16 protein-coding genes are annotated in these 18,612 nt (G+C 67.7%); 11 read left to right on the top strand and 5 right to left on the bottom strand.

The features are described 5' to 3' along the window. Positions 1-13: 13 nt before the first annotated feature. The 11 genes from ACOTSS_RS11170 (at position 14) to ACOTSS_RS11120 (ending at position 14,869) form a co-directional block, all read left to right on the top strand. The gene (locus tag ACOTSS_RS11170) at positions 14-2,941 is read left to right on the top strand and encodes a TonB-dependent receptor (protein WP_448691332.1); all 2,928 of its coding nucleotides are present in this window, start codon (positions 14-16) and stop codon (positions 2,939-2,941) included. A 102-nt stretch (positions 2,942-3,043) separates the two neighbouring features. Continuing rightward, complete coding sequence (locus ACOTSS_RS11165; RefSeq protein WP_448688232.1) at positions 3,044-4,579, top strand: tryptophan halogenase family protein; 1,536 nt, start codon at positions 3,044-3,046, stop codon at positions 4,577-4,579. Next, positions 4,579-5,298 carry a SapC family protein gene (locus ACOTSS_RS11160; protein ID WP_448688231.1) on the top strand — a complete coding sequence of 240 codons (720 nt, stop codon included), beginning with the start codon at positions 4,579-4,581 and terminating at the stop codon, positions 5,296-5,298. Before ACOTSS_RS11165 ends, ACOTSS_RS11160 begins: the two co-directional genes overlap by 1 nt. After that, positions 5,291-6,322, top strand: a complete 1,032-nt coding sequence (locus ACOTSS_RS11155) for a cupin-like domain-containing protein (protein WP_448688230.1) — start codon at positions 5,291-5,293, stop codon at positions 6,320-6,322. Before ACOTSS_RS11160 ends, ACOTSS_RS11155 begins: the two co-directional genes overlap by 8 nt. Before the next feature lie 14 nt (positions 6,323-6,336). Beyond that, a complete protein-coding gene (locus ACOTSS_RS11150) occupies positions 6,337-7,821 on the top strand; it encodes a tryptophan halogenase family protein (protein WP_448688229.1) in 1,485 nt (494 codons plus the stop codon). Further along, entirely contained in the window at positions 7,818-8,759 is a 942-nt protein-coding gene (locus ACOTSS_RS11145; protein ID WP_448688228.1) for a glycoside hydrolase family 16 protein, read from the top strand. Before ACOTSS_RS11150 ends, ACOTSS_RS11145 begins: the two co-directional genes overlap by 4 nt. After that, on the top strand, positions 8,759-9,817 hold the full coding sequence (locus tag ACOTSS_RS11140; RefSeq protein ID WP_448688227.1) for a LacI family DNA-binding transcriptional regulator: 1,059 nt from the start codon (positions 8,759-8,761) through the stop codon (positions 9,815-9,817). Before ACOTSS_RS11145 ends, ACOTSS_RS11140 begins: the two co-directional genes overlap by 1 nt. Next, a complete protein-coding gene (locus tag ACOTSS_RS11135; protein ID WP_448688226.1) occupies positions 9,814-11,010 on the top strand; it encodes an MFS transporter in 1,197 nt (398 codons plus the stop codon). Before ACOTSS_RS11140 ends, ACOTSS_RS11135 begins: the two co-directional genes overlap by 4 nt. A 112-nt stretch (positions 11,011-11,122) precedes the next feature. Continuing rightward, a complete protein-coding gene (locus ACOTSS_RS11130; RefSeq protein WP_448688225.1) occupies positions 11,123-13,585 on the top strand; it encodes a glycoside hydrolase family 3 N-terminal domain-containing protein in 2,463 nt (820 codons plus the stop codon). Between the two features lie 75 nt (positions 13,586-13,660). Next, on the top strand, positions 13,661-14,272 hold the full coding sequence (locus ACOTSS_RS11125; protein WP_448688224.1) for an LmrA/YxaF family transcription factor: 612 nt from the start codon (positions 13,661-13,663) through the stop codon (positions 14,270-14,272). A 6-nt stretch (positions 14,273-14,278) separates the two neighbouring features. Then, positions 14,279-14,869 carry a uracil-DNA glycosylase family protein gene (locus tag ACOTSS_RS11120; RefSeq protein WP_448688223.1) on the top strand — a complete coding sequence of 197 codons (591 nt, stop codon included), beginning with the start codon at positions 14,279-14,281 and terminating at the stop codon, positions 14,867-14,869. A 3-nt stretch (positions 14,870-14,872) separates the two neighbouring features. Here the strand turns inward: ACOTSS_RS11120 and ACOTSS_RS11115 are convergent, their stop codons facing one another. The 5 genes from ACOTSS_RS11115 to ACOTSS_RS11095 all read right to left on the bottom strand — a co-directional run bounded on the left by ACOTSS_RS11115 (position 14,873) and on the right by ACOTSS_RS11095 (position 18,543). Beyond that, positions 14,873-15,088 (bottom strand): DUF2945 domain-containing protein, encoded by a 216-nt coding sequence (locus ACOTSS_RS11115; protein ID WP_448688222.1) that lies wholly within the window; start codon positions 15,086-15,088, stop codon positions 14,873-14,875. Positions 15,089-15,153: 65 nt separating this feature from the next. Then, positions 15,154-15,762 (bottom strand): glutathione S-transferase family protein, encoded by a 609-nt coding sequence (locus tag ACOTSS_RS11110; RefSeq protein WP_448688221.1) that lies wholly within the window; start codon positions 15,760-15,762, stop codon positions 15,154-15,156. Next, positions 15,759-16,223 carry a DUF1579 domain-containing protein gene (locus tag ACOTSS_RS11105; protein WP_448688220.1) on the bottom strand — a complete coding sequence of 155 codons (465 nt, stop codon included), beginning with the start codon at positions 16,221-16,223 and terminating at the stop codon, positions 15,759-15,761. Before ACOTSS_RS11105 ends, ACOTSS_RS11110 begins: the two co-directional genes overlap by 4 nt. Before the next feature lie 13 nt (positions 16,224-16,236). Further along, the gene (locus ACOTSS_RS11100) at positions 16,237-17,028 is read right to left on the bottom strand and encodes an NIPSNAP family protein (RefSeq protein ID WP_448688219.1); all 792 of its coding nucleotides are present in this window, start codon (positions 17,026-17,028) and stop codon (positions 16,237-16,239) included. Between the two features lie 174 nt (positions 17,029-17,202). Beyond that, entirely contained in the window at positions 17,203-18,543 is a 1,341-nt protein-coding gene (locus ACOTSS_RS11095; RefSeq protein ID WP_448688218.1) for an MFS transporter, read from the bottom strand. Positions 18,544-18,612 lie beyond the last annotated feature (69 nt).

Below are 18,612 nucleotides of genomic sequence, written 5' to 3'. Positions count from 1 at the left end.
CGCGCCGAGCGCGATGGCGCAGGAAGCGCCGGGCGACAGCGTGGCCGACAGCGACGCGATCGTCGTCACCGGCATCCGCGCGAGCCTTGCCGCATCGGCCGACATCAAGCGCGAGGCGCAGGGCGTCGTCGACGCGATCTCCGCCGAGGATATCGGCAAATTCCCCGACACCAACCTAGCCGAGTCGCTGCAGCGCATCACCGGCGTCTCAATCGACCGTCAGAATGGCGAGGGTTCGCTGGTCACGGTTCGCGGCTTCGGCCCCGAGTTCAACCTGGTCACGGTCAACGGCCGTCAGGTCCCGACCGCGCTGATCGGCGACGGCGGCAGCGCGCCCTCGTCGCGCTCGTTCGACTTCGCAAACCTCGCTTCCGAAGGCATCGCCGCGGTCGAGGTCTACAAGAGCGGCCGCGCGACCGTGGAATCGGGCGGCATCGGCTCGACGATCAACATTCGCACCCCGCGTCCGCTCGATAATCCCGGGCTGCGCGGCAGCCTGTCGGTCAAGGGCGTCTACGACACCTCGCGCAACGAGGGGCATCCGATCACCCCCGAGGTGTCGGGCATCATCAGCACGACCTTCGCCGACGACACGATCGGCGTCATGATCGCCGGGTCGTATCAGAAGCGCAAATCGAGCACGAACACCGCGAACGTCGGCTGGCGCGACGGCTATCTGGGCAGCGAGAACAATTGGGGCTCGCTCGCGCAGCCCGGCGATCCGCGGTATGACAACATCACCAATCGCCCCGAAGGTAATGACGTCTACCAGGTCCCGCAGAATGCGTCCTACGACCTCAACGACATCGACCGCGAGCGCATCAACGGCCAGGCGGTGCTGCAATTCCGCCCGACCGACGGGCTGACCGCGACGGTCGACTATATCTATTCGCGCAACACCGTCGAAACGCGCAACAGCAACGTCGGCGTGTGGTTCAATCATGAGGATACGTCGAGCGCGTGGACCGACGGCCCCATCGCCGGCCCGATCTTCTACTCGGAGCATTTCGGCGCTCCCGCGGGCGTGCCGAGCCCCGACGCCCTCTATGGCGGCAAGGATCTGTCGTACAGCGGCGCGCTGACCAAGAACCGCGCCGAAAACAAGTCGCTGGGCTTCAACCTCGAATGGGAAGCGCCGGGCGGCGTCACGATGGAACTCGACGCCCATCATTCGACCGCGCAGGTGAACCCGGTCAACCGCTTCGGGTCGAGCATGTCGCTCGGCAATGCGGTGTTCGGGGTCGAGAATCAGACGATCAACTTCGAGAACGACCTGCCCGTCATCTCCTACGGCATGTATCCCGGCATCGACCCGCTCGACCCGGCGATGATCACCCCGACCGGCAACGCCTTCCGCAACGCCTATTTCCGCAACCGCATCAACCAGGTGCAGGTGCGGGGGCATTACGACCATGACGAAGGCTTCCTCGACAGCATCGATTTCGGCGTCTCTTATGTCGACAGCAAGGTGCGCTCGGCCTTCGGCACGATCCAGAACGACGATACCTGGGGCGGCGCGGGTCCGGCGTCGGACATCCCCGACGACATCTTCAGTCTCGTGACGCTGCCCGACAAATTCCCCGGGCTCGCGCAGCCGGGGATGATCGACAGCTTCTACACCTTCGATTTCGAGCGGCTCGCCGATCTGGTCGAGCAGAATTACCAGGCGTGCAGCAATCCGGTGACCGGGTCGGCGCAGCCGGGAACCTGCCTCGCCAACTTCAACACCGACCGCCGGATCAGCGAAAAGACGCTGGCTCCCTATCTGCAGGTCGCGACGCAGTTCGACCTGATGGGCAATCCCGGGCATTTCGTCGCCGGTGTGCGTTATGAAACGACGACCATCTCGTCGGCCGCGCTCGTACCGGCGCCCGCGACCACCGACTGGGTAGGCGAGAATGAGTTCAACATCGTTCTGTCGGGCGACAGCGAATTCACGCGCTTCAAGGGATCGTACCGGAACTGGCTCCCCGCGTTCGACCTCGATGTTTCGCCGATGGAGGACGTCAAGCTGCGCGCATCGTACAGCCACACGATCACCCGACCCGACTATGCGAGCATGCAGGGCGGGCGCACGCTCGACACGCTCTTCCGCGTCGGCGGCGGCACGGGCGCGCAGGGGAACCCCGGCCTGATCCCGTATAAGTCGAAGAATATCGATCTGTCGGCCGAATGGTATTACGCGCCCGACAGCTATGTATCGGTCGGCTGGTTCCACAAGGATGTGAGCAATTTCATCTCCTCGACCCGGGTCGACTCGACGGCCTTCGGGCTGACGACACCGGTCGAAGGACCACGCTGGCAGGCGGCGGTCGCGGCGCTCGGCGCGAACGCGACGGTCGGGCAGATCCGGCAGTATATCTTCTCCAACTTCCCCGACACGGTGACGGTCACCGGTGGGACGGCGGGCAGCTACACCGGCATCATCCATGCCGCGCCGGGCGATCCGCTGGTCAATTTCGAGATCAACCAGCCGATCAACAGCGACCAGACCGCCTCGCTCAACGGGTGGGAGTTCGCGATCCAGCACAGCTTCTGGGACACCGGCTTCGGCGTCATCCTGAACTATACGATCGTCAACGGCGACGCGACCTATGACAATACGCAGCCGTCGACCGTGGCGCAGTTCGCGCTGACCGGGCTCAGCGACAGCGCCAACGCGGTCGCCTATTACGACAAGGGTCCGATTCAGGCTCGCGTCGCCTGGAACTGGCGCGACGAATTCCTGGCAGGTACGGGCCCCAACCCCTTCTATGTCGAGGCGTATTGGCAGATCGATGCCAGCGCGAGCTATGAGTTCATCCCGGGCTTCACCGGTTTTGTCGAGGCAATCAATCTGACCGGTGAATCGCGACGCGGCCATTTGCGGCACGAAAATAACGTGACCTTCGCGTCGCCGGGCTTCGCCCGCTACGCGGCGGGGATACGGTTCAACTTCTGACGGGGCGACGCCCCGCTATGGCTCTGGCGAGGGAGCCGCACCTCCTCCCAGGTGCGGCTCTTTTGCGTGACGCGGCGGGCCAGCTCGCCTAGGATATCGGCGATGAACGGAATGGTCGGGAGAGTGATCATCGTGGGCGGCGGCACCGCCGGCTGGCTCTCGGCCTGCTCGCTCGCGGCGGCGCGTCCGGACCTTTCGGTCACGCTGATCGAGGCGCCCGACATTCCGACGATCGGCGTCGGCGAGGGGACGTGGCCGACGATGCGCGCGACGCTCGCCTCGATCGGCATCGGCGAGGCCGAATTCCTCGCCTCCTGCGACGCGTCATTCAAGCAGGGATCGCGCTTCGATGGCTGGGTCGATGGTGCCCCGAACGACCGCTATTTCCATCCCTTCACCTCGCCGCCAGGGATGCCTGTCCGCGAGTTGCTTGCGGCATGGCGCGAGGGTGCGAGCGAGCTGCCCTTCGCGGCAGCGATGACCCCGCAGGTCCATGTCTGCGAGCGCGATCTCGCGCCGCGCCAGCGGGCGATGCCCGACTATCAGGGCGCGGCCAACTATGCCTATCATCTCGACGCGGGGAAGTTCGCGGCGCTGCTCGCGCGCCACGCGGTCCAGCGGCTCGGCGTGAACCATCTCGCCGACCATGTCGTCGATGTGCGGGCGGACGGGCAAGGAGGAATCGCCGCCGTCGTCACGCGCGAAAATGGCGGGATCGCCGCCGACCTGTTCCTCGACTGCACCGGCCATGCGGCGCTGCTGATCGGGCGGCATCTGGATGTCGAATGGATCGACCGCGGCGATGTGCTGATCAACGACCGTGCGCTCGCGGCGCAGGTGCCGGTGCCGTCGGGCAGCCCCATCGCGTCGCAGACGGTCGCGACCGCGCATGCCGCGGGCTGGATCTGGGACATCGGCCTCCCTGCTCGCCGCGGCATCGGCTGCGTCTATGCGAGCCGCTTCATGGACGACGAGGCCGCCGAGGCGGTGCTGCGATCCTATATCGTCACAGCGCTGCCCGATGCCCCCGACGTTCCGATACGCAAGCTCAGCTTCCCCACCGGGCACCGCGCGCGCTTCTGGCAGGGCAATTGCGTCGCGATCGGCCTGTCGGCGGGCTTCATCGAACCGCTCGAATCCTCGGCGATCGTGCTGATCGAGCTGTCGCTGCGCGCGCTGACCGAGAATTTTCCCGCGAGCCGCGCCGCGATGCCGATCCACGCCGGGCGCTTCAACGCGCTGTTCCGCTACCGCTGGGACCGGGTCGTCGAATTCCTGAAGCTCCACTATGTGCTGAGCCGCCGCGACGAACCCTATTGGCGCGCGCAGCGCGACCCGGCGCATGTGCCGCAGGGCCTCGCCGACATGCTCGCGCTGTGGCGCGACCAGCCTCCATCGGCGTGGGATTTCCCGCAGGCCGAGGAGATTTTCTCGGCCGAAAGCCACCAATATATCCTCTACGGCATGGGATATCCGGTACCGGACGGGCAGGCCGCGACCGATCGTGCGCGGGCGGCGCTTGCGGCGAATGGGCAGCGCGCGCGGACGCTCGCGGCGGCGCTGCCGACCAACCGGGCCTATCTCGACGCGCTGCTCGCCGAGGACGGCGCCGGGCCGGCACTGATGGAAGGGCATTGATGACGAGCCACGCGCCCCTCGACAAGAATGTTCACCGCGACCTGCGCGTGCGCACCGACGCCGGCGCGACGCTCGGCGACGCGGTGATGGCGACGCTGACGGTGCCGAGCGAGTTCCGCAACGTGCAGGGCCATTTCCCGATCCTCTTCCGCCGCGATCCGGGGCAGGGCGATTTCATGGCGCTCGCGCTCTTCGGGTTCGAAAATGGCGAGAATCTGATGCTCGACGGTGACCGATGGGATGCGCGCTATCGCCCCTGGTCGCTCGCGATCCAGCCCTTTCTGATCGGGCGCCCGGCGGGCGGCGAGGGGCCGGGGCAGGTCCATATCGACCTCGACCATCCGCGCATCGCCCAAGGGGGCGAGGGCGTGCGACTGTTCGACGAGGACGGCATGGCGACCCCCTATCTGGACGCGATCGCCGAACGGCTCGGTGCGCTCGACGAGGGCTATCGCGCGAGCGGCGCATTTTTCGCGGCGCTGCGCGATCATGACCTGCTCGAACCCTTCACGCTCGAAGTCCCGCTCGCCGACGGGTCGAAGCATTCGCTCGTCGGCTTTCACATCATCGACGAGGCGAAGCTCGCGGCGCTCGATGCGGGCACGCTGGGCAAGCTGCATGCGGCAGGGCATCTGATGCCGATCTTCATGGCGCTCGCCTCGCTGTCGCAGATTTCGGCGCTGGTCGAGCGCAAGAACCGGCGGACGCGCGGTGGCTGAACGCGACGGCCCGATCTACGACCGGCTCGCGCGCGTTCCCGAGCGCGAATGGGATAAGGGGGCGGGGCTCGACGCGTTGCTGACAGGCGCGCGCGAGCCCTTTGTCCTGCGCGGGCTGGTCGCCGACTGGCCGCTGGTCCGGGCGGGACGGCAATCGGCGCGCGCGGCGCGGCAGCATCTGCTGGACCACGCGCGCGACCGCCCCTTCACCGTCGCGATCGGGCCGCCGGGACACGACGGGCGGCTGTTCTACGACGCCGACATGGCGATGAACTTCCGCACCGGGACCGGCAAGCTGCCCGACATCTTCGCGGGGCTCGACACGGCGGAGGAGCAGGGCGAGGCGCGCACCGTCTATCTCGCCTCGATCGACATCCCCTCGCATTTCGATGGGCTCGACGAAGCGAACCCGATCGACCTCGGTGTACGCGAGCCGTTCAAGAGCATCTGGATCGGCACCCGCACGCGCATCGCCGCGCACAACGATTTTCCTGACAATCTCGCCTGCTGCGCGGCCGGCCGGCGCCGCTTCACGCTGTTTCCCCCCGATCAGTTCCGCAACCTCTATCTGGGACCGATCGACAATACCCCCGCCGGACGCGCGGTGAGCCTCGTCGATTTCGACGCGCCCGACCTCGCCGCGCATCCGCGTTTCGTCGACGCCATGGCCCATGCGCAGACGGTCGAGCTGGAGCCCGGGGACGCGATCTTCATCCCGTCGATGTGGTGGCACCATGTCGAGGGGCTCGAGCCCTTCAACATCCTCGTCAACTATTGGTGGCGCGACACGCCGGCGTGGCTCGGCCAGCCGCAGGGCGCGCTCAACCACGCGATCCTCGCCATCCGCGACCTGCCGGAGGAGGACAAGGCGATGTGGCGCGCGCTCTTCGACCATTATGTGTTCGCGAACGACGGAACCGTCACCGGCCATATTCCCGAAGCCGGGCGCGGCGTGCTGGCGCCGCTGACCGCCGAAACCGCGGGGCAGCTCCGCGCCTATCTGTTGAGGACCCTGAGCCGATGAAGGAAGAGCAAGCAATGCGACGGATCGTGATCGCGGGCGGCGGCACCGCCGGCTGGATGGCGGCGGCGGCGATCGCGCGGACGCTGGGGCCGGTCGTCGAACTGACGCTGATCGAATCCGAGGCGATCGGGACGATCGGCGTCGGCGAAAGCACGATCCCGCCGCTGGTCAACTATAACCGGCTGCTCGGGATCAACGAGGCCGATTTCATGCGCGCGACGCAGGCGACCTTCAAGCTCGGCATCCTGTTCGACGACTGGAAGGATCTCGGCACCCGTTATTTCCACAGCTTCGGATTGACCGGCAAGGATCATTGGTCGGCGGGTTTCCAGCATTTCTGGCTGCACGGACGCGCGAAGGGGCATGACGCGCCCTATGAGGAATATTGCCTCGAACTGGCCGCGGCGGTTCAGGGCAAGTTCGCGCATCTTCCCGACGACCGGCTCAACTATGCCTATCAGCTCGACTCGGGGCTCTACGCGCGCTTCCTGCGCCAGATGGCGGAGGGCGACGGCGCGAAACGGATCGAGGGCCGAATCGCGCGCGTCGAACTCGACGGCGAAAGCGGCGACATCGCCGCGCTCGTCCTCGATGGCGACCGGCGGATCGAGGGCGACATCTTCATCGATTGCACCGGCTTTCGCGCGCTGCTGATCGAAGGGGCGCTCCACGCCGGGTTCGAGGACTGGAGCCACTGGCTGCCTTGCGATTCGGCGATCGCGATCCAGACCCCGAACGTCGGACCGCCGATGCCCTATACCCGCGTGATGGCGCACGATGCTGGCTGGCAATGGCGCATCCCGCTGCAGCACCGGACGGGCAACGGCCTCGTCTATTGCAGCCGCTACCTCGACCGCGAGCCCGCGCTCGAACGCCTGCTCGGCAATATCGAGGGCGACCCGCTGACCGAACCCAATTTCCTGCGCTTCACCGCGGGGACACGGCGGCGGCAATGGTATCGCAACTGCGTCGCGATCGGGCTGTCGGGGGGCTTCATGGAGCCGCTCGAATCGACCGCGATCCACCTGATCCAGCGGTCGGTGCTGCGCTTCGTGCGGATGTTGCCCGCGGGCCGGGTCAGCGAACGCGACATCGCCGAATATAACGACCAGCAGATGCAGGACATGGTGCAGATCCGCGACTTCCTCGTCTGCCACTATAAGGTGACCAACCGCCGCGACAGCCCCTTCTGGCGGCATTGCGGGGCGATGCCGATCCCCGACACGCTCGAGCAGAAGATCGAGCTGTTCCGCGAGACCGGGCGCGTCTTCCGCCGCAACGAGGAATTGTTCGCCGAGAACAGCTGGGTGCAGGTGATGATGGGGCAGGGGGTCGAACCCGAAAGCTATCACCCGATCGCGGCCAAGCTGCGCGACGACGAGCTTGACAGGCTCCTTCGCATGATCCGCGGCCAGGTCGCCGACACCGTCGCCTCGCTGCCCGATCATCAATCTTATGTCGCGCGCTATTGCGGCGCCGAGGTGCCGCAGGCGGCATGATCGGCGCGCTCGGCCTGATGCTCACCGCAGCAACGGCGGCGCCCGCGGCTGCGCCGAAGGAGGGCTGGCATCTCGTCTGGTCGGACGAGTTCGACGGGCCGCGGATCGACGCCGCGAAATGGGATTTCGACGTCGATTGCTGGGGCGGCGGCAACGACGAACGGCAATGCTACACCGACGATTCGCGCAACGCTGCGATCGAGGATGGCAAGCTGGTGATCACGGCGCGCCGCGAACGCCGGACCGGCCCCGCCTTTCCTTTGGCACAGCGCAGCGACCCCGCGAAGGCCGATGTGACCGCGACGAAGGATTTCACTTCGGCGCGCCTTGTCACCCGCGGCAAGGCAGCGTGGACCTATGGCCGGATCGAGGTGCGCGCGAAGCTGCCGCAGGGGCAGGGGACGTGGCCCGCGATCTGGATGCTGCCCGAGGCGCCGCATTACGGCCCCTGGGCCGCGTCGGGCGAGATCGATATATTGGAAGCGGTCAACCTCGGCGTGCGCTGCGCAGGCTGCGCGGGCGGGATCGAGAACCGCATCCTCGGCACGCTCCATTTCGGCGGTGCGTGGCCGGGTAACCGGCACAAGGGATCGGAAACCGCGCTTGCCGCACCGCTCGACGGCTGGCACGTCTTCGGCCTCGTCTGGCGCAAGGGTCGGATCGACTGGACGGTCGATGGCCGAGTCTATGCGACGCAGGTCGCGGGCGACTGGAGCACGAGCGCGTCGAGCGATCCGGCGGCGCCGTTCGACCGGCCTTTCCACCTGATCCTGAACCTCGCGATCGGCGGCGGGCTGGCCGAGAGCCGCGGGGTCGGCGGCGTCGACGCGGAAGGCTATCCGAAAAGGATGGAGATAGATTGGGTTCGCGTCTGGCAAAGCGGCGAAGAGGGCGCTAGCAGCACGGATAAAGGCGTGACGGAGGGGCGGAAGAACTGATGGGGCGTCGGCGGCAGTCGGTGACGATCAAGCATGTTGCGGCCGACGCGGGCGTGTCGCTGCAGACGGTGAGCCGCGTCATCAACAACGAGCCCAACGTCCGCCCCGAGATGAAGGAGCGGGTGCAGGCGTCGATCGACAAGCTCGGCTATGTTCCTTCGATCGCGGCGCAGCGGATGAGCGGCTCGCGTTCCTATCTGATCCTCGCGATCAACGACCGCGAGCGCACCATCGCCGATTGGCGGGGGCGGCAGGGGATCGACTGGGTCGACCAGATGCTGCTCGGCGGGATGCTGAAATGCGCCGAGCTCGGCTACCGGATGATCTTCGAACTGGTCGACACGCACAACGACCACGTCGAGCGCGAACTGCGCGCGACGATCGCCGCGCTGCAGCCCGATGGAGTGGTCCTGACCCCGCCGCATTCGGACAATCCGCTGATCGTGGGCCTGCTCGACAAGGCGAAGATTCCTTTTGCGCGCATCGGGTCGCTGGGCGGCGCGGCGGGCATCGCGCTGACGATGGACGACGAAGGGTCGGCGCAGCTCGCGACGCGGCACCTGATCGACCTCGGCCACCGGCGGATCGGCTTCATCGCGGGATCGCCCGAATATAGCCTGAGTGGTTGGCGCGTGGAGGGCTGGCGCGAGGAAATGGAAGCGGCTGGGCTCGGCACGGACGATCTGCTGGTCGAAGGCGACTTCAGCTACGCATCGGGCGAGCAGGCGGCGCGAACCCTGCTCGACGGCGCCGATGCGCCGACCGCGATCATCGTCAGCAACGACCAGATGGCACTCGCGACGCTCGAGGTCGCACGGTCGCGCGGGCTCGAAATTCCGCGCGACCTGTCGATCATCAGCTTCGACAATACGCCGATCGTCCGCTTTACCCAGCCGCCGCTGACCGCGGTCGATCAGCCGATCGCCGAGACGGTGTCGCGCGCGGTCGAATTGATCATCGCCCAGCAACGCGGCAAGCCGAAGGCCGACGCGCCGACCGTGGTGCGCGGCAGCCTGGTCGAGCGCGCGTCGACCGCGCCGCCGCCCGGACGGGCATGAGGGACGGCGATTTTCCGCGCCGCCAATCGCTCGGCTTTCTGCTGCTCTATGCGCTCGCCGCCGCGGGCGGCGCGATGGCCTATGTGCCTTTCCTGACGATCTTGCTGCCCGCGCGGATGACCGCGCTCGCGGGTCAGGCCGACGTCCAGTATCTCGGTTATATCACCTTCTGCGGCGCCGTCGCCGCGAGTCTTGGCGGCATCCTCTTCGGCTGGCTCAGCGACATCACCGGCAACCGCCGCGGCTGGGTCTCGGGCGGGTTGGTGCTGACGATCGCGTTGCTGCTCTCGGTGCCGCTCGCGAAGGACGTATGGACGCTGATCGGCATCATCATCGTCTGGCAACTGGCGCTCAACATGATGCTCGGCCCGCTCGCCGCCTGGGCGGGCGACTGCGTGCCCGACGAGCAGAAAGGGCTGCTCGGCGGCCTGCTCGCGCTGTCGCCCGCGCTCGGCGCCTGGTCGGGCGCGATCGCGACGATGCCCGGGCTCGTGCCGGTCGATGGCCGGCTCGGCGTCGTTGCGCTGCTCGTCGCAGCGGCCGTGCTGCCGGTGCTGCTGCTCGGCCGGCCGCGGCCTTTCCCCGAGCTGACGGCGCCCCCGCCGGTCGAGGCCGACGGCGATGTCGCGGCGCGGCCGAAGGGACCGGCGGTTCGCATGTGGCTCGCGCGGCTGCTCGTCCAGATCGCCGAGGCGGCGCTGTTTGCTTATCTGTATTTCTGGTTTCGTGCGATCGACCCTGCCATGCAGGATAATGAAAAGGCGCGGCTGTTCAGCCTCGCGCTGACCGTCGCGGTGCCGATCGCGCTCCTCGCCGGGCGCTGGGCCGACCGCAAGGACCGCCCTTTTCGGCCGCTGGTGCTCGGCGCGAGCGTCTCGGCGGTCGGGCTCGTCGGCATGGCGCTCGCCGGCGACGCCGATACGGCGAAGGCGAGCTACCTCGTCTTCGGAATCGCGACGACGGTGTTCCTTTCGCTCCATTCGGGGCAGACATTGCGCATTTTGCCGCGATCGGACCGCCGTGGGCGCGACCTTGGCGTGTTCAACCTCACCAACACGGTCCCGTCGCTGATCATGCCGTGGCTGACGATCTCGCTCGTCCCCGGCTTCGGGTTCGGCGTGCTGTTCCTGCTGCTCGCCGCGCTCGCGGGGGGCGCGGTGCTGCTGCTCGCGACCATGCCGCGCATCCGCTGAGACGCTGGCGCACAAACTAGCCCTTGATTTCGGGAAGGGGCTATGCGAGACGATTATTGATAACGTTCACATAATCGGGATTGGGATAGAGATGCAGCGATCGGCATTTGCGATGGCGACGGCGCTTTTGCTGGCGGGAACCGCCCTGGCGGCCGCTCCCGAAGAGGGCGCGGGCGCCGCGACCGTCCATCCCGAACTCTGGCCCGCGGCGAAGAGCCCCGCGGCGATCACCGACGCCGCGACCGAGAAGCGCATCGACGACCTCATGGCGCGGATGACGATCGAGCAGAAGGTCGGCCAGCTGATCCAGGCCGACATCAGCACCGTCACCCCCAAGGACCTCGAAACCTATCCGCTCGGATCGATCCTCGCCGGCGGCAACAGCGGACCCAACGGCAACGAACGTTCGAGCGCCGCCGACTGGGCCAAGCTGGTCGGCGAGTTCCGCGCCGTCTCGCTGCGCCCTCGGGACAATGGCGTCGCGATCCCGATCATCTTCGGCGTCGACGCGGTGCACGGACACAATAATATCCCCGGCGCGACGCTCTTCCCGCACAATATCGGGCTCGGTGCCGCGCACGATCCCGAACTGATCCATCGCATCGGCGCGGTGACCGCCGCGGAAATCTCCGGCAGCGGCATCGAATGGACTTTCGCCCCGACGCTCGCGGTGCCGCAGGATCTGCGCTGGGGGCGCAGCTACGAAGGCTATTCGTCCGATCCCAAGCTCGTCGCCGATTATGCGCGCGCGATGGTGCTCGGGTTGCAAGGCAAGCTCGCGACCGGTCGGCCGGTCGACGCCACGCATGTCGCGGCGACCGCCAAACATTATCTCGCCGACGGCGGCACCTTCGAGGGCAAGGATCAGGGCGATGCCAAGATCGGCGAGGCGGAGCTGATCGCCAAGCATGCGCAAGGCTATCCCGCCGCGATCGACGCCGGCGCGCTGACCGTGATGGCCAGCTTCTCGAGCTGGAACGGGGTCAAGAACCACGGCAACAAGGGGCTGCTGACCGACGCGCTCAAGGGCAAGATGGGCTTCGAGGGTTTCGTCGTCGGGGACTGGAACGGCCATGGCCAGGTCGCGGGGTGCAGCGTCACCGACTGCGCGCCGGCGGTGAACGCCGGGCTCGACATGTATATGGCGCCCGATAGCTGGAAGGGGCTTTACGAAAGCACGCTCAAGGAGGCGAAGGACGGCACGATCGGCGCGGCGCGGCTCGACGACGCGGTGCGCCGCATCCTGCGCGTCAAATATAAGCTTGGCCTGTTCGATACCGATCATGTCGACCGCGGAAATTTCGCCGCGGTGGGCTCCGCCGATCATCTCGCCATCGCGCGCGAGGCGGTTGCCAAGTCGCTGGTACTGCTCAAGAATAATGGGAGCCTGTTGCCGATCAAGCCGGGCGCCAAACTGCTCGTCGCTGGGCCCGGCGCCGACAATATGGCGATGCAGGCGGGCGGCTGGACGATCAGCTGGCAGGGCACCGACGTCACCCACGACGACTTCCCGAACGGCCAGACGATCTGGGAGGGGCTGAAACAGGCGGCCGAGGCCGCGGGCGGCAGCGCGACCTTGTCGGCCGACGGCAGCTTCAGCGAGAAACCCGACGTCGCGATCGTCGTATTCGGCGAGGAACCCTATGCCGAGTTTCAGGGTGACGTACCGACGCTCGACTATCAGCCCGCCGAAGCGACCGACCTTGCGACGCTGAAGAAGCTCAAGGCCGCGGGCGTGCCGGTCGTCGCGCTTTTCCTGTCGGGCCGGCCGATGTTCACCAACCCGGAGATCAACGCCGCCGACGCCTTCGTCGCGGCGTGGCTGCCGGGATCACAAGGCGCCGGGGTCGCCGACGTTCTCGTCGCGGGTGCGGACGGAAAAGCGCCGAAGGATTTCACCGGCACGCTGCCCTTCGCGTGGCCCGCCGATGCGCGCTCGCCGGTCGAAAAACCGCAGTTCGCGGTCGGCTATGGCCTGACCTACGCCGACAAGAAGACGGTGCCTGCGCTTCCGGAGGAGCTGGGGGTCGACGTGGCGGCGATGATGAATGTCGAGAATTTCTTCGCGGGCGGCCGCGCGCGGGCGCCATGGACGCTGTCGGTCGCCGACGCGGGCGGCTCGCGCCAGGTCGGGTCGGCGCCGCAGGACAGCAGCTATGGCCTGCTCCAGGCGCGCTCGGTCGACGTGAAGGCGCAGGAGGACGGCAAGGCTTTCGTGTGGAGCGGCCCAGCGACTTTCAACCTGTCGGGTCCGGTCGCCGACATGACGCGCCAGCTCAACAACAGCTTCGCGCTGCGGCTCGACTGGCGGATCGACGCCGCGGGTGCGGCGCCGGTGACGCTCGCGCTGGGTGGCGTGCCGCTCGACATAAGCGCGCTGGTCAAGGGCGCGCCGGCAGGCGAGGTGTCGACGTTGAAGGTCCCGCTTCGCTGCTTTGCCGACGCGGGCGCCAATCTGGCGCGCGTCGACCATGCGGTGTCGGTAAAGGCGGACAAGGGCTTCGCGGCGACGCTGCTCGCGGCAAAGGTCGAGGCGGTGGGCGAGAATCTGCCCTGCCCGATGAAGGCGCGATAAAGCCGCGCGGCTTGCCGGGGTCGCGGTGATGCTTCACCCTGTTCGCGATCGCCGAATTCGCCTAGGCTCGCCGCGATGGAACCGAGGAAGCGCGGCAAGCTGAGGAGCAACGATCCCGAAGGGATGCGCGCGCGCATCCTCGACGCCGCGGCCGACCTGTTCCAGGCGCGCGGCTATCACGATACGTCGGTGCAGGATGTGAAGCGCGTCGCGGAAGTGTCGAGCGGCGCTTTCCACCATCATTTCGAATCGAAGAAGGCGCTGGGCCTCGCGGTGGTGAACGACCGCGTGTCGGGCGCGCTGCGCGAGGCGTGGCTCGACCCGCTGCTCGCGGCGCCGACGGTCGCCCAGGGGGTGCGGGACGCGATCGGGGCGACGAGCGGCGACTTGCGCGCGCAGGGCTTCGTGCGCGGCTGCCCGGTCAATAATCTGGCGGTCGAGCTCGCCTTTTCGGATTCGGATTTCCGCGAGGCCTTGCAGGCGATCTTCGCCGACTGGCAGCGGACGATCGCATCGCGGCTGGCGGCGGAACCCGAACCGCCCGCCTTCGCCGGCGTCAGCGCGCACGATCTCGCGGGCTTCATCGTCGCCGCCTATTCGGGCGCGATGACGATGGCGAAGGCTGAGCAGTCACCCGAGCGGCTCGACGCGACGGTCGCGATCCTGATGCGGCTGCTGAGGGCTTAGGTCGCTGTGAATGCGAATCCGCTGAGCCAATTGCTCGACGATATCCGCGCGTGCCGGCGCTGCGCCGACGATCTGCCCTGCGGTCCGCGCCCGGTCGTGCAGGCGGGAGAAACCGCGCGGCTATGCATCGTCGGGCAGGCGCCCGGCCGCAAGGTGCACGAAACGGGCATTCCGTGGGACGATGCCTCGGGCCGGCGGCTCCGCGACTGGCTCGGGCTGACGCCGGCCGCCTTCTATGATCCGGCGAAGGTCGCGATCGTCCCGATGGGCTTCTGTTATCCCGGCAAGGCTGGGTCGGGCGACAATCCGCCGCGACCCGAATGCGCGCCGCTGTGGCATGGCAGGCTGACGGCGCTGCTGCCCGATATCGGGCTGACCGTGCTGGTCGGGCACTATGCGCAGGCCTGGTATCTGGGCCGCAGCCGCAGGGCGACGCTGGCCGAGACCGTGCGCGCGTGGCGCGACTATCTGCCTTCGGGCTTCCTTCCCCTGCCGCATCCATCGCCGCGCAATCAGCCCTGGCTGGCGAAGAATCCGTGGTTCGAGGCCGAACTGGTGCCGCACGTCCGGGCGGCGGTGCGCTCGCTGGGCCTGTAGGCGTCAGTCCGCGATCTTGCGCAGGGCCGACCCCTTGTGCATCGCGACATGGTCGGTCTTGTCGCTCTTGATCTCATATTGCGGCTCGGACGGGCTCGCGTGGTGCGTATAGCCCTTGTAATCGACGTTGCTGGTATGGACCTTGACGATGTGGCCGCTGACGTGCCCGGCTTCGGAGTTCCATCCGACATGGTCGCCCACCTTGAAGCGATCGCTCATTGTTCGTCTCCCGCGATGGACCAGAAACGAGTTCTGGGGCCGGATCGTTGCACGCGCGGAGGCCCTTATCCCATCACGTCCTGAGGCGCGCGCCAGCCGGGACGGGCCTCGATGCGCGCAAGCCAGGCGCTTATCGCGGGATAGCCCTCCAGGTCGAGGCCGGGGATGTCGCGGTAGAGAAGATAGGCGCCGCACGCGATATCGGCGGCGGTGAGCGCGTCGCCGAGCAGGAAGGGAGAGGCCGTCACCGCCTCCTCGAGCGCCGCGAGATCGGCCGTCATCCGGCCGTGCAGCCACGCCATCACCGCGTCGGCGGGGCTATCGCCGAACAATGTGTGAAAGCGGTAGTTGGGCAGCGAGAAGCCGATGCGGTTGGCTTCCCAGAACAGCCAGCTCGTGACGCCGTCGGCCTGCTCCGGCCAGCCGAGCGCGCCATGCGTGCGGCAGAGGTGGAGGAGGATCGCGTTCGACTGGACGATGGGGACGCCGTTCGCGATCAGCACCGGCACCTCGCCGAAGCGGCTGTGGTGCCGCCATTCGGGGTCGCGCGCTTCGCGCGGCACCGCGATGTCGATCGCGCGATAATCATGCTCGACCCCGAGCAGCAGCAGCGCCAGCCGCGCCTTGTAGGAATGGCCCGAATGGAGGCTGCCGAACAGCGTATAGGCGGTCATGCGCGGGTGAAGTCCATGATCCAGTTACTTTCCCAGCTGGCGCCGCCGTCGGCGGAGAAAGCCTGCTCCCACCGCGCCGACGCCGGGGTGATCTTCGACCAGATGAAGCGCATGTCGATCGGCCGGCCTTCCCACTCGTCCTGGCCGAAGAAGGTGCCGATGCCATCCTCGAAGCGGCCGTCGAGCGGCGCGGCGAGACCCGGAAAGCGCAGGTCGATCCACCAGATCGTCCAGATGCCGGTCGCGGGGTCGGCGCGCCGCACCGTCGCGGCGGTGTAGGCGCCCGCGGGGTCGTCGAGCCAATGATCGTCGACATTGCCCGCGCCGCCGAGCATTTCCCAGCCGCGGCAGATGCCGCCGAATTCGTGCCAGTCGTCGCTCCCCGCGAGCCGCCGGCGCAGCTTGCGGTGCCGCACCCGCCAGTCGCCGGTCTGGAAGGCGAAATCATGCAGTCCCTTCATGCCGTCCCTCCCGTCAACGCAGCGCCGAGCGCGGGGTCGGGTCGAGGCGCAATATCTGCGGCGCGCGCTCCTCGGCATCGCGCAGCGGCGCTTCGACCTCGGCCCGCCAGCGCGGCGACGCTCGCGCCGAGGCGAGCGCGGCTTCGATCGCGGCATGGCTGTCGCCGCGCACGAACCAGACGAGCAGCTTGCGGTCGTCGCGGACCGGAAGGCGCGGGAAATTATTGGGCTCGGCGAGCGGCACATAGGCGCCGACGACCTTCACTCCGGCTGCGGCCAGCGCCGGTTTCATCCGCTGGTCGAAGAAGGCGGCGAAACCTTCGTCGGGCATCTTCCACAGATATTCGATGACCGCCCATACCGCGCCGCCCGGCGCGCCGGTGGCTTCGCGCGGCGCGGCGGGCGCGAAGGCGAGGCCGGGTGCGGCGGGGCGCAGCAGCAGGACATTGTCGTTGTCGACGAGCATCGGGTTCGCCGCCTCGCGGTTCGCCTGCCAGACCGGGCCGAAATAGAAGGCGTTCAGCCCCGTCTCGCGCGACGGCATGTCCGCGAAGGCGCGAATCCAGGTGAAGCGGTCGGGGTCGGCATGGTCGCGAAACTGGCCGACGAGCCGCATACCGAGCACCTCCTGGCTTTCGACGAACTTGTCCTCGAACAGCTCGACGAAGGCGTCGCGACGCCCCTCGGCCAGCTTGTACTGCCGGAGTTCGACGACCTGGGCGTCGCCCTCCTTCGCCATTGCGGGCGCGATGCCCGCCGCCGCGATCGCCGCCATCGATGCTGCCTTGAACAGGGGTTTGACCATGAACGCATCCTCCGAGTCCAATACAGACGGGTCAACCTGTTTTGTCAAGGATGCGGAATCGAGACGACATTCCCCTATCGTCACCCCGGACTTGATCCGGGGTCCACTCACACCGGCGCCGGAAGAATGGATCCCGGATCAAGTCCGGGGTGACGAAAATCGGGAAGGGCCCGCTCAGTCGATCGTGCGTGCGAGTTCGCGGTTGAGCCACAGCGCGACGAGCGTGCCGATCGCCCCCGAGAGGAGATAGGCGCCCGCGGCGAGCAGGCCGAACTCGCTCGACAGCCACAGCGCCACCATCGGCGCGAAGCCCGCGCCGAACAGCCAGGCGAGATCGGAGGTGAAGGCCGATCCCGTGTAGCGGTGGCGGGGGTGGAAGTTCGACGACAGGGCTCCCGACGACTGGCCGAAGGCGAGGCCGAGGAGGATGAAGCCGAGGATCATGAACGCGGCCTCGCCGACCTCGCCCGCGCCGAGAAGCTGCGGGGCGAAGCCGCTGAACGCCGCGATCGCGGCGGCGGTCGCGCCGAGCAGGGTGCGCCGCCCGATGCGGTCGGCGATCATGCCCGAAGCGATGATCGCGGCGACGCCGAAGACCGCGGCGATCGCCTCGATCATCAGGAAGCGCACCGGGGTCTCCTCGGTGAAGAGGAACACCCACGACAGCGGAAAGACGGTGACCATGTGAAAGAGGGCGAAGCTCGCGAGCGGCGCGAAGGCGCCCGCGACGATGACCCGCCATTCCGAGCGCACGGTTTCGAGGAGCGGCGCGGGTTCGAGGTCGCGGTTCGCGAAGCCTTGCTCATATTCGGGGGTCACGACGATGCGCAGCCGCGCGAACAGCGCGACGACGTTGATCGCGAAGGCGACGAAGAAGGGATAGCGCCAGCCCCAGTCGAGGAAATCCTGCGCCGGCAGCGCCGCGATCAGGAACATGAAGAGCAAGCTGGCGACGATCAGGCCGAGGGGCGCGCCGAGCTGCGGGATCATCGCGTACCAGCCGCGCTTGCCCTCGGGCGCGTTGATCGCGAGCAGCGAGGCGAGCCCGTCCCACGAGCCGCCGAGCGCGACGCCCTGGCCCATGCGGAACAGCGCGAGCAGTAGCGCCGAGCCGAGGCCGATCGTCGCATAGCCGGGCAGGAAGGCGATCGCCGCGGTCGAGCCGCCAAGCAGGAAGAGCGCGATGGTGAGCTTGGCGCCGCGGCCGTAGCTGCGGTCGATCGCGGTGAAGATGATGGTGCCGACCGGGCGCGCGGCGAAGGCGAGGGCGAAGATGGCGAAGGACCAGAGCGTGCCCGTCAGCGGATCGAGGTGCGGGAACACCAGCTTCGGGAACACCAGCACCGAGGCGATGGCATAGACGAAGAAGTCGAAGAATTCGGACGTCCGCCCGATGATCACGCCGATCGCGATCTCCGCGGGCGCGAGGCCGTGGCCGTCGTCGTGCAGCGCGCGGGCATCGCGTTCGGCCTGCGTCGTATTAGGGCTCGTATTGGGCGCGGTATCGGCAGACATTGATCTTCGGGTCCTGCTGCTGGCACCCTAGCATATGGGCGCGCGAGTCGGAAACAGGGGCAGGGCCCC

The organism is Sphingopyxis sp. NJF-3 (assembly GCF_053514865.1).
This window is presented reverse-complemented; position numbering and strand designations above follow the sequence as displayed.

Excerpts from the sequence above, each read along its gene's own strand:
- ACOTSS_RS11140 (WP_448688227.1), top strand. The coding sequence starts at position 8,759 with ATGGGGCGTCGGCGGCAGTCGGTGACGATCAAGCATGTTGCGGCCGAC.
- ACOTSS_RS11100 (WP_448688219.1), bottom strand. The coding sequence starts at position 17,028 with ATGGTCAAACCCCTGTTCAAGGCAGCATCGATGGCGGCGATCGCGGCG.
- ACOTSS_RS11160 (WP_448688231.1), top strand. The coding sequence starts at position 4,579 with ATGACGAGCCACGCGCCCCTCGACAAGAATGTTCACCGCGACCTGCGC.
- ACOTSS_RS11135 (WP_448688226.1), top strand. The coding sequence starts at position 9,814 with ATGAGGGACGGCGATTTTCCGCGCCGCCAATCGCTCGGCTTTCTGCTG.
- ACOTSS_RS11150 (WP_448688229.1), top strand. The coding sequence starts at position 6,337 with ATGCGACGGATCGTGATCGCGGGCGGCGGCACCGCCGGCTGGATGGCG.
- ACOTSS_RS11145 (WP_448688228.1), top strand. The coding sequence starts at position 7,818 with ATGATCGGCGCGCTCGGCCTGATGCTCACCGCAGCAACGGCGGCGCCC.
- ACOTSS_RS11115 (WP_448688222.1), bottom strand. The coding sequence starts at position 15,088 with ATGAGCGATCGCTTCAAGGTGGGCGACCATGTCGGATGGAACTCCGAA.
- ACOTSS_RS11125 (WP_448688224.1), top strand. The coding sequence starts at position 13,661 with ATGGAACCGAGGAAGCGCGGCAAGCTGAGGAGCAACGATCCCGAAGGG.
- ACOTSS_RS11170 (WP_448691332.1), top strand. The coding sequence starts at position 14 with ATGGCGCAGGAAGCGCCGGGCGACAGCGTGGCCGACAGCGACGCGATC.
- ACOTSS_RS11095 (WP_448688218.1), bottom strand. The coding sequence starts at position 18,543 with ATGTCTGCCGATACCGCGCCCAATACGAGCCCTAATACGACGCAGGCC.
- ACOTSS_RS11165 (WP_448688232.1), top strand. The coding sequence starts at position 3,044 with ATGAACGGAATGGTCGGGAGAGTGATCATCGTGGGCGGCGGCACCGCC.
- ACOTSS_RS11110 (WP_448688221.1), bottom strand. The coding sequence starts at position 15,762 with ATGACCGCCTATACGCTGTTCGGCAGCCTCCATTCGGGCCATTCCTAC.
- ACOTSS_RS11105 (WP_448688220.1), bottom strand. The coding sequence starts at position 16,223 with ATGAAGGGACTGCATGATTTCGCCTTCCAGACCGGCGACTGGCGGGTG.
- ACOTSS_RS11130 (WP_448688225.1), top strand. The coding sequence starts at position 11,123 with ATGGCGACGGCGCTTTTGCTGGCGGGAACCGCCCTGGCGGCCGCTCCC.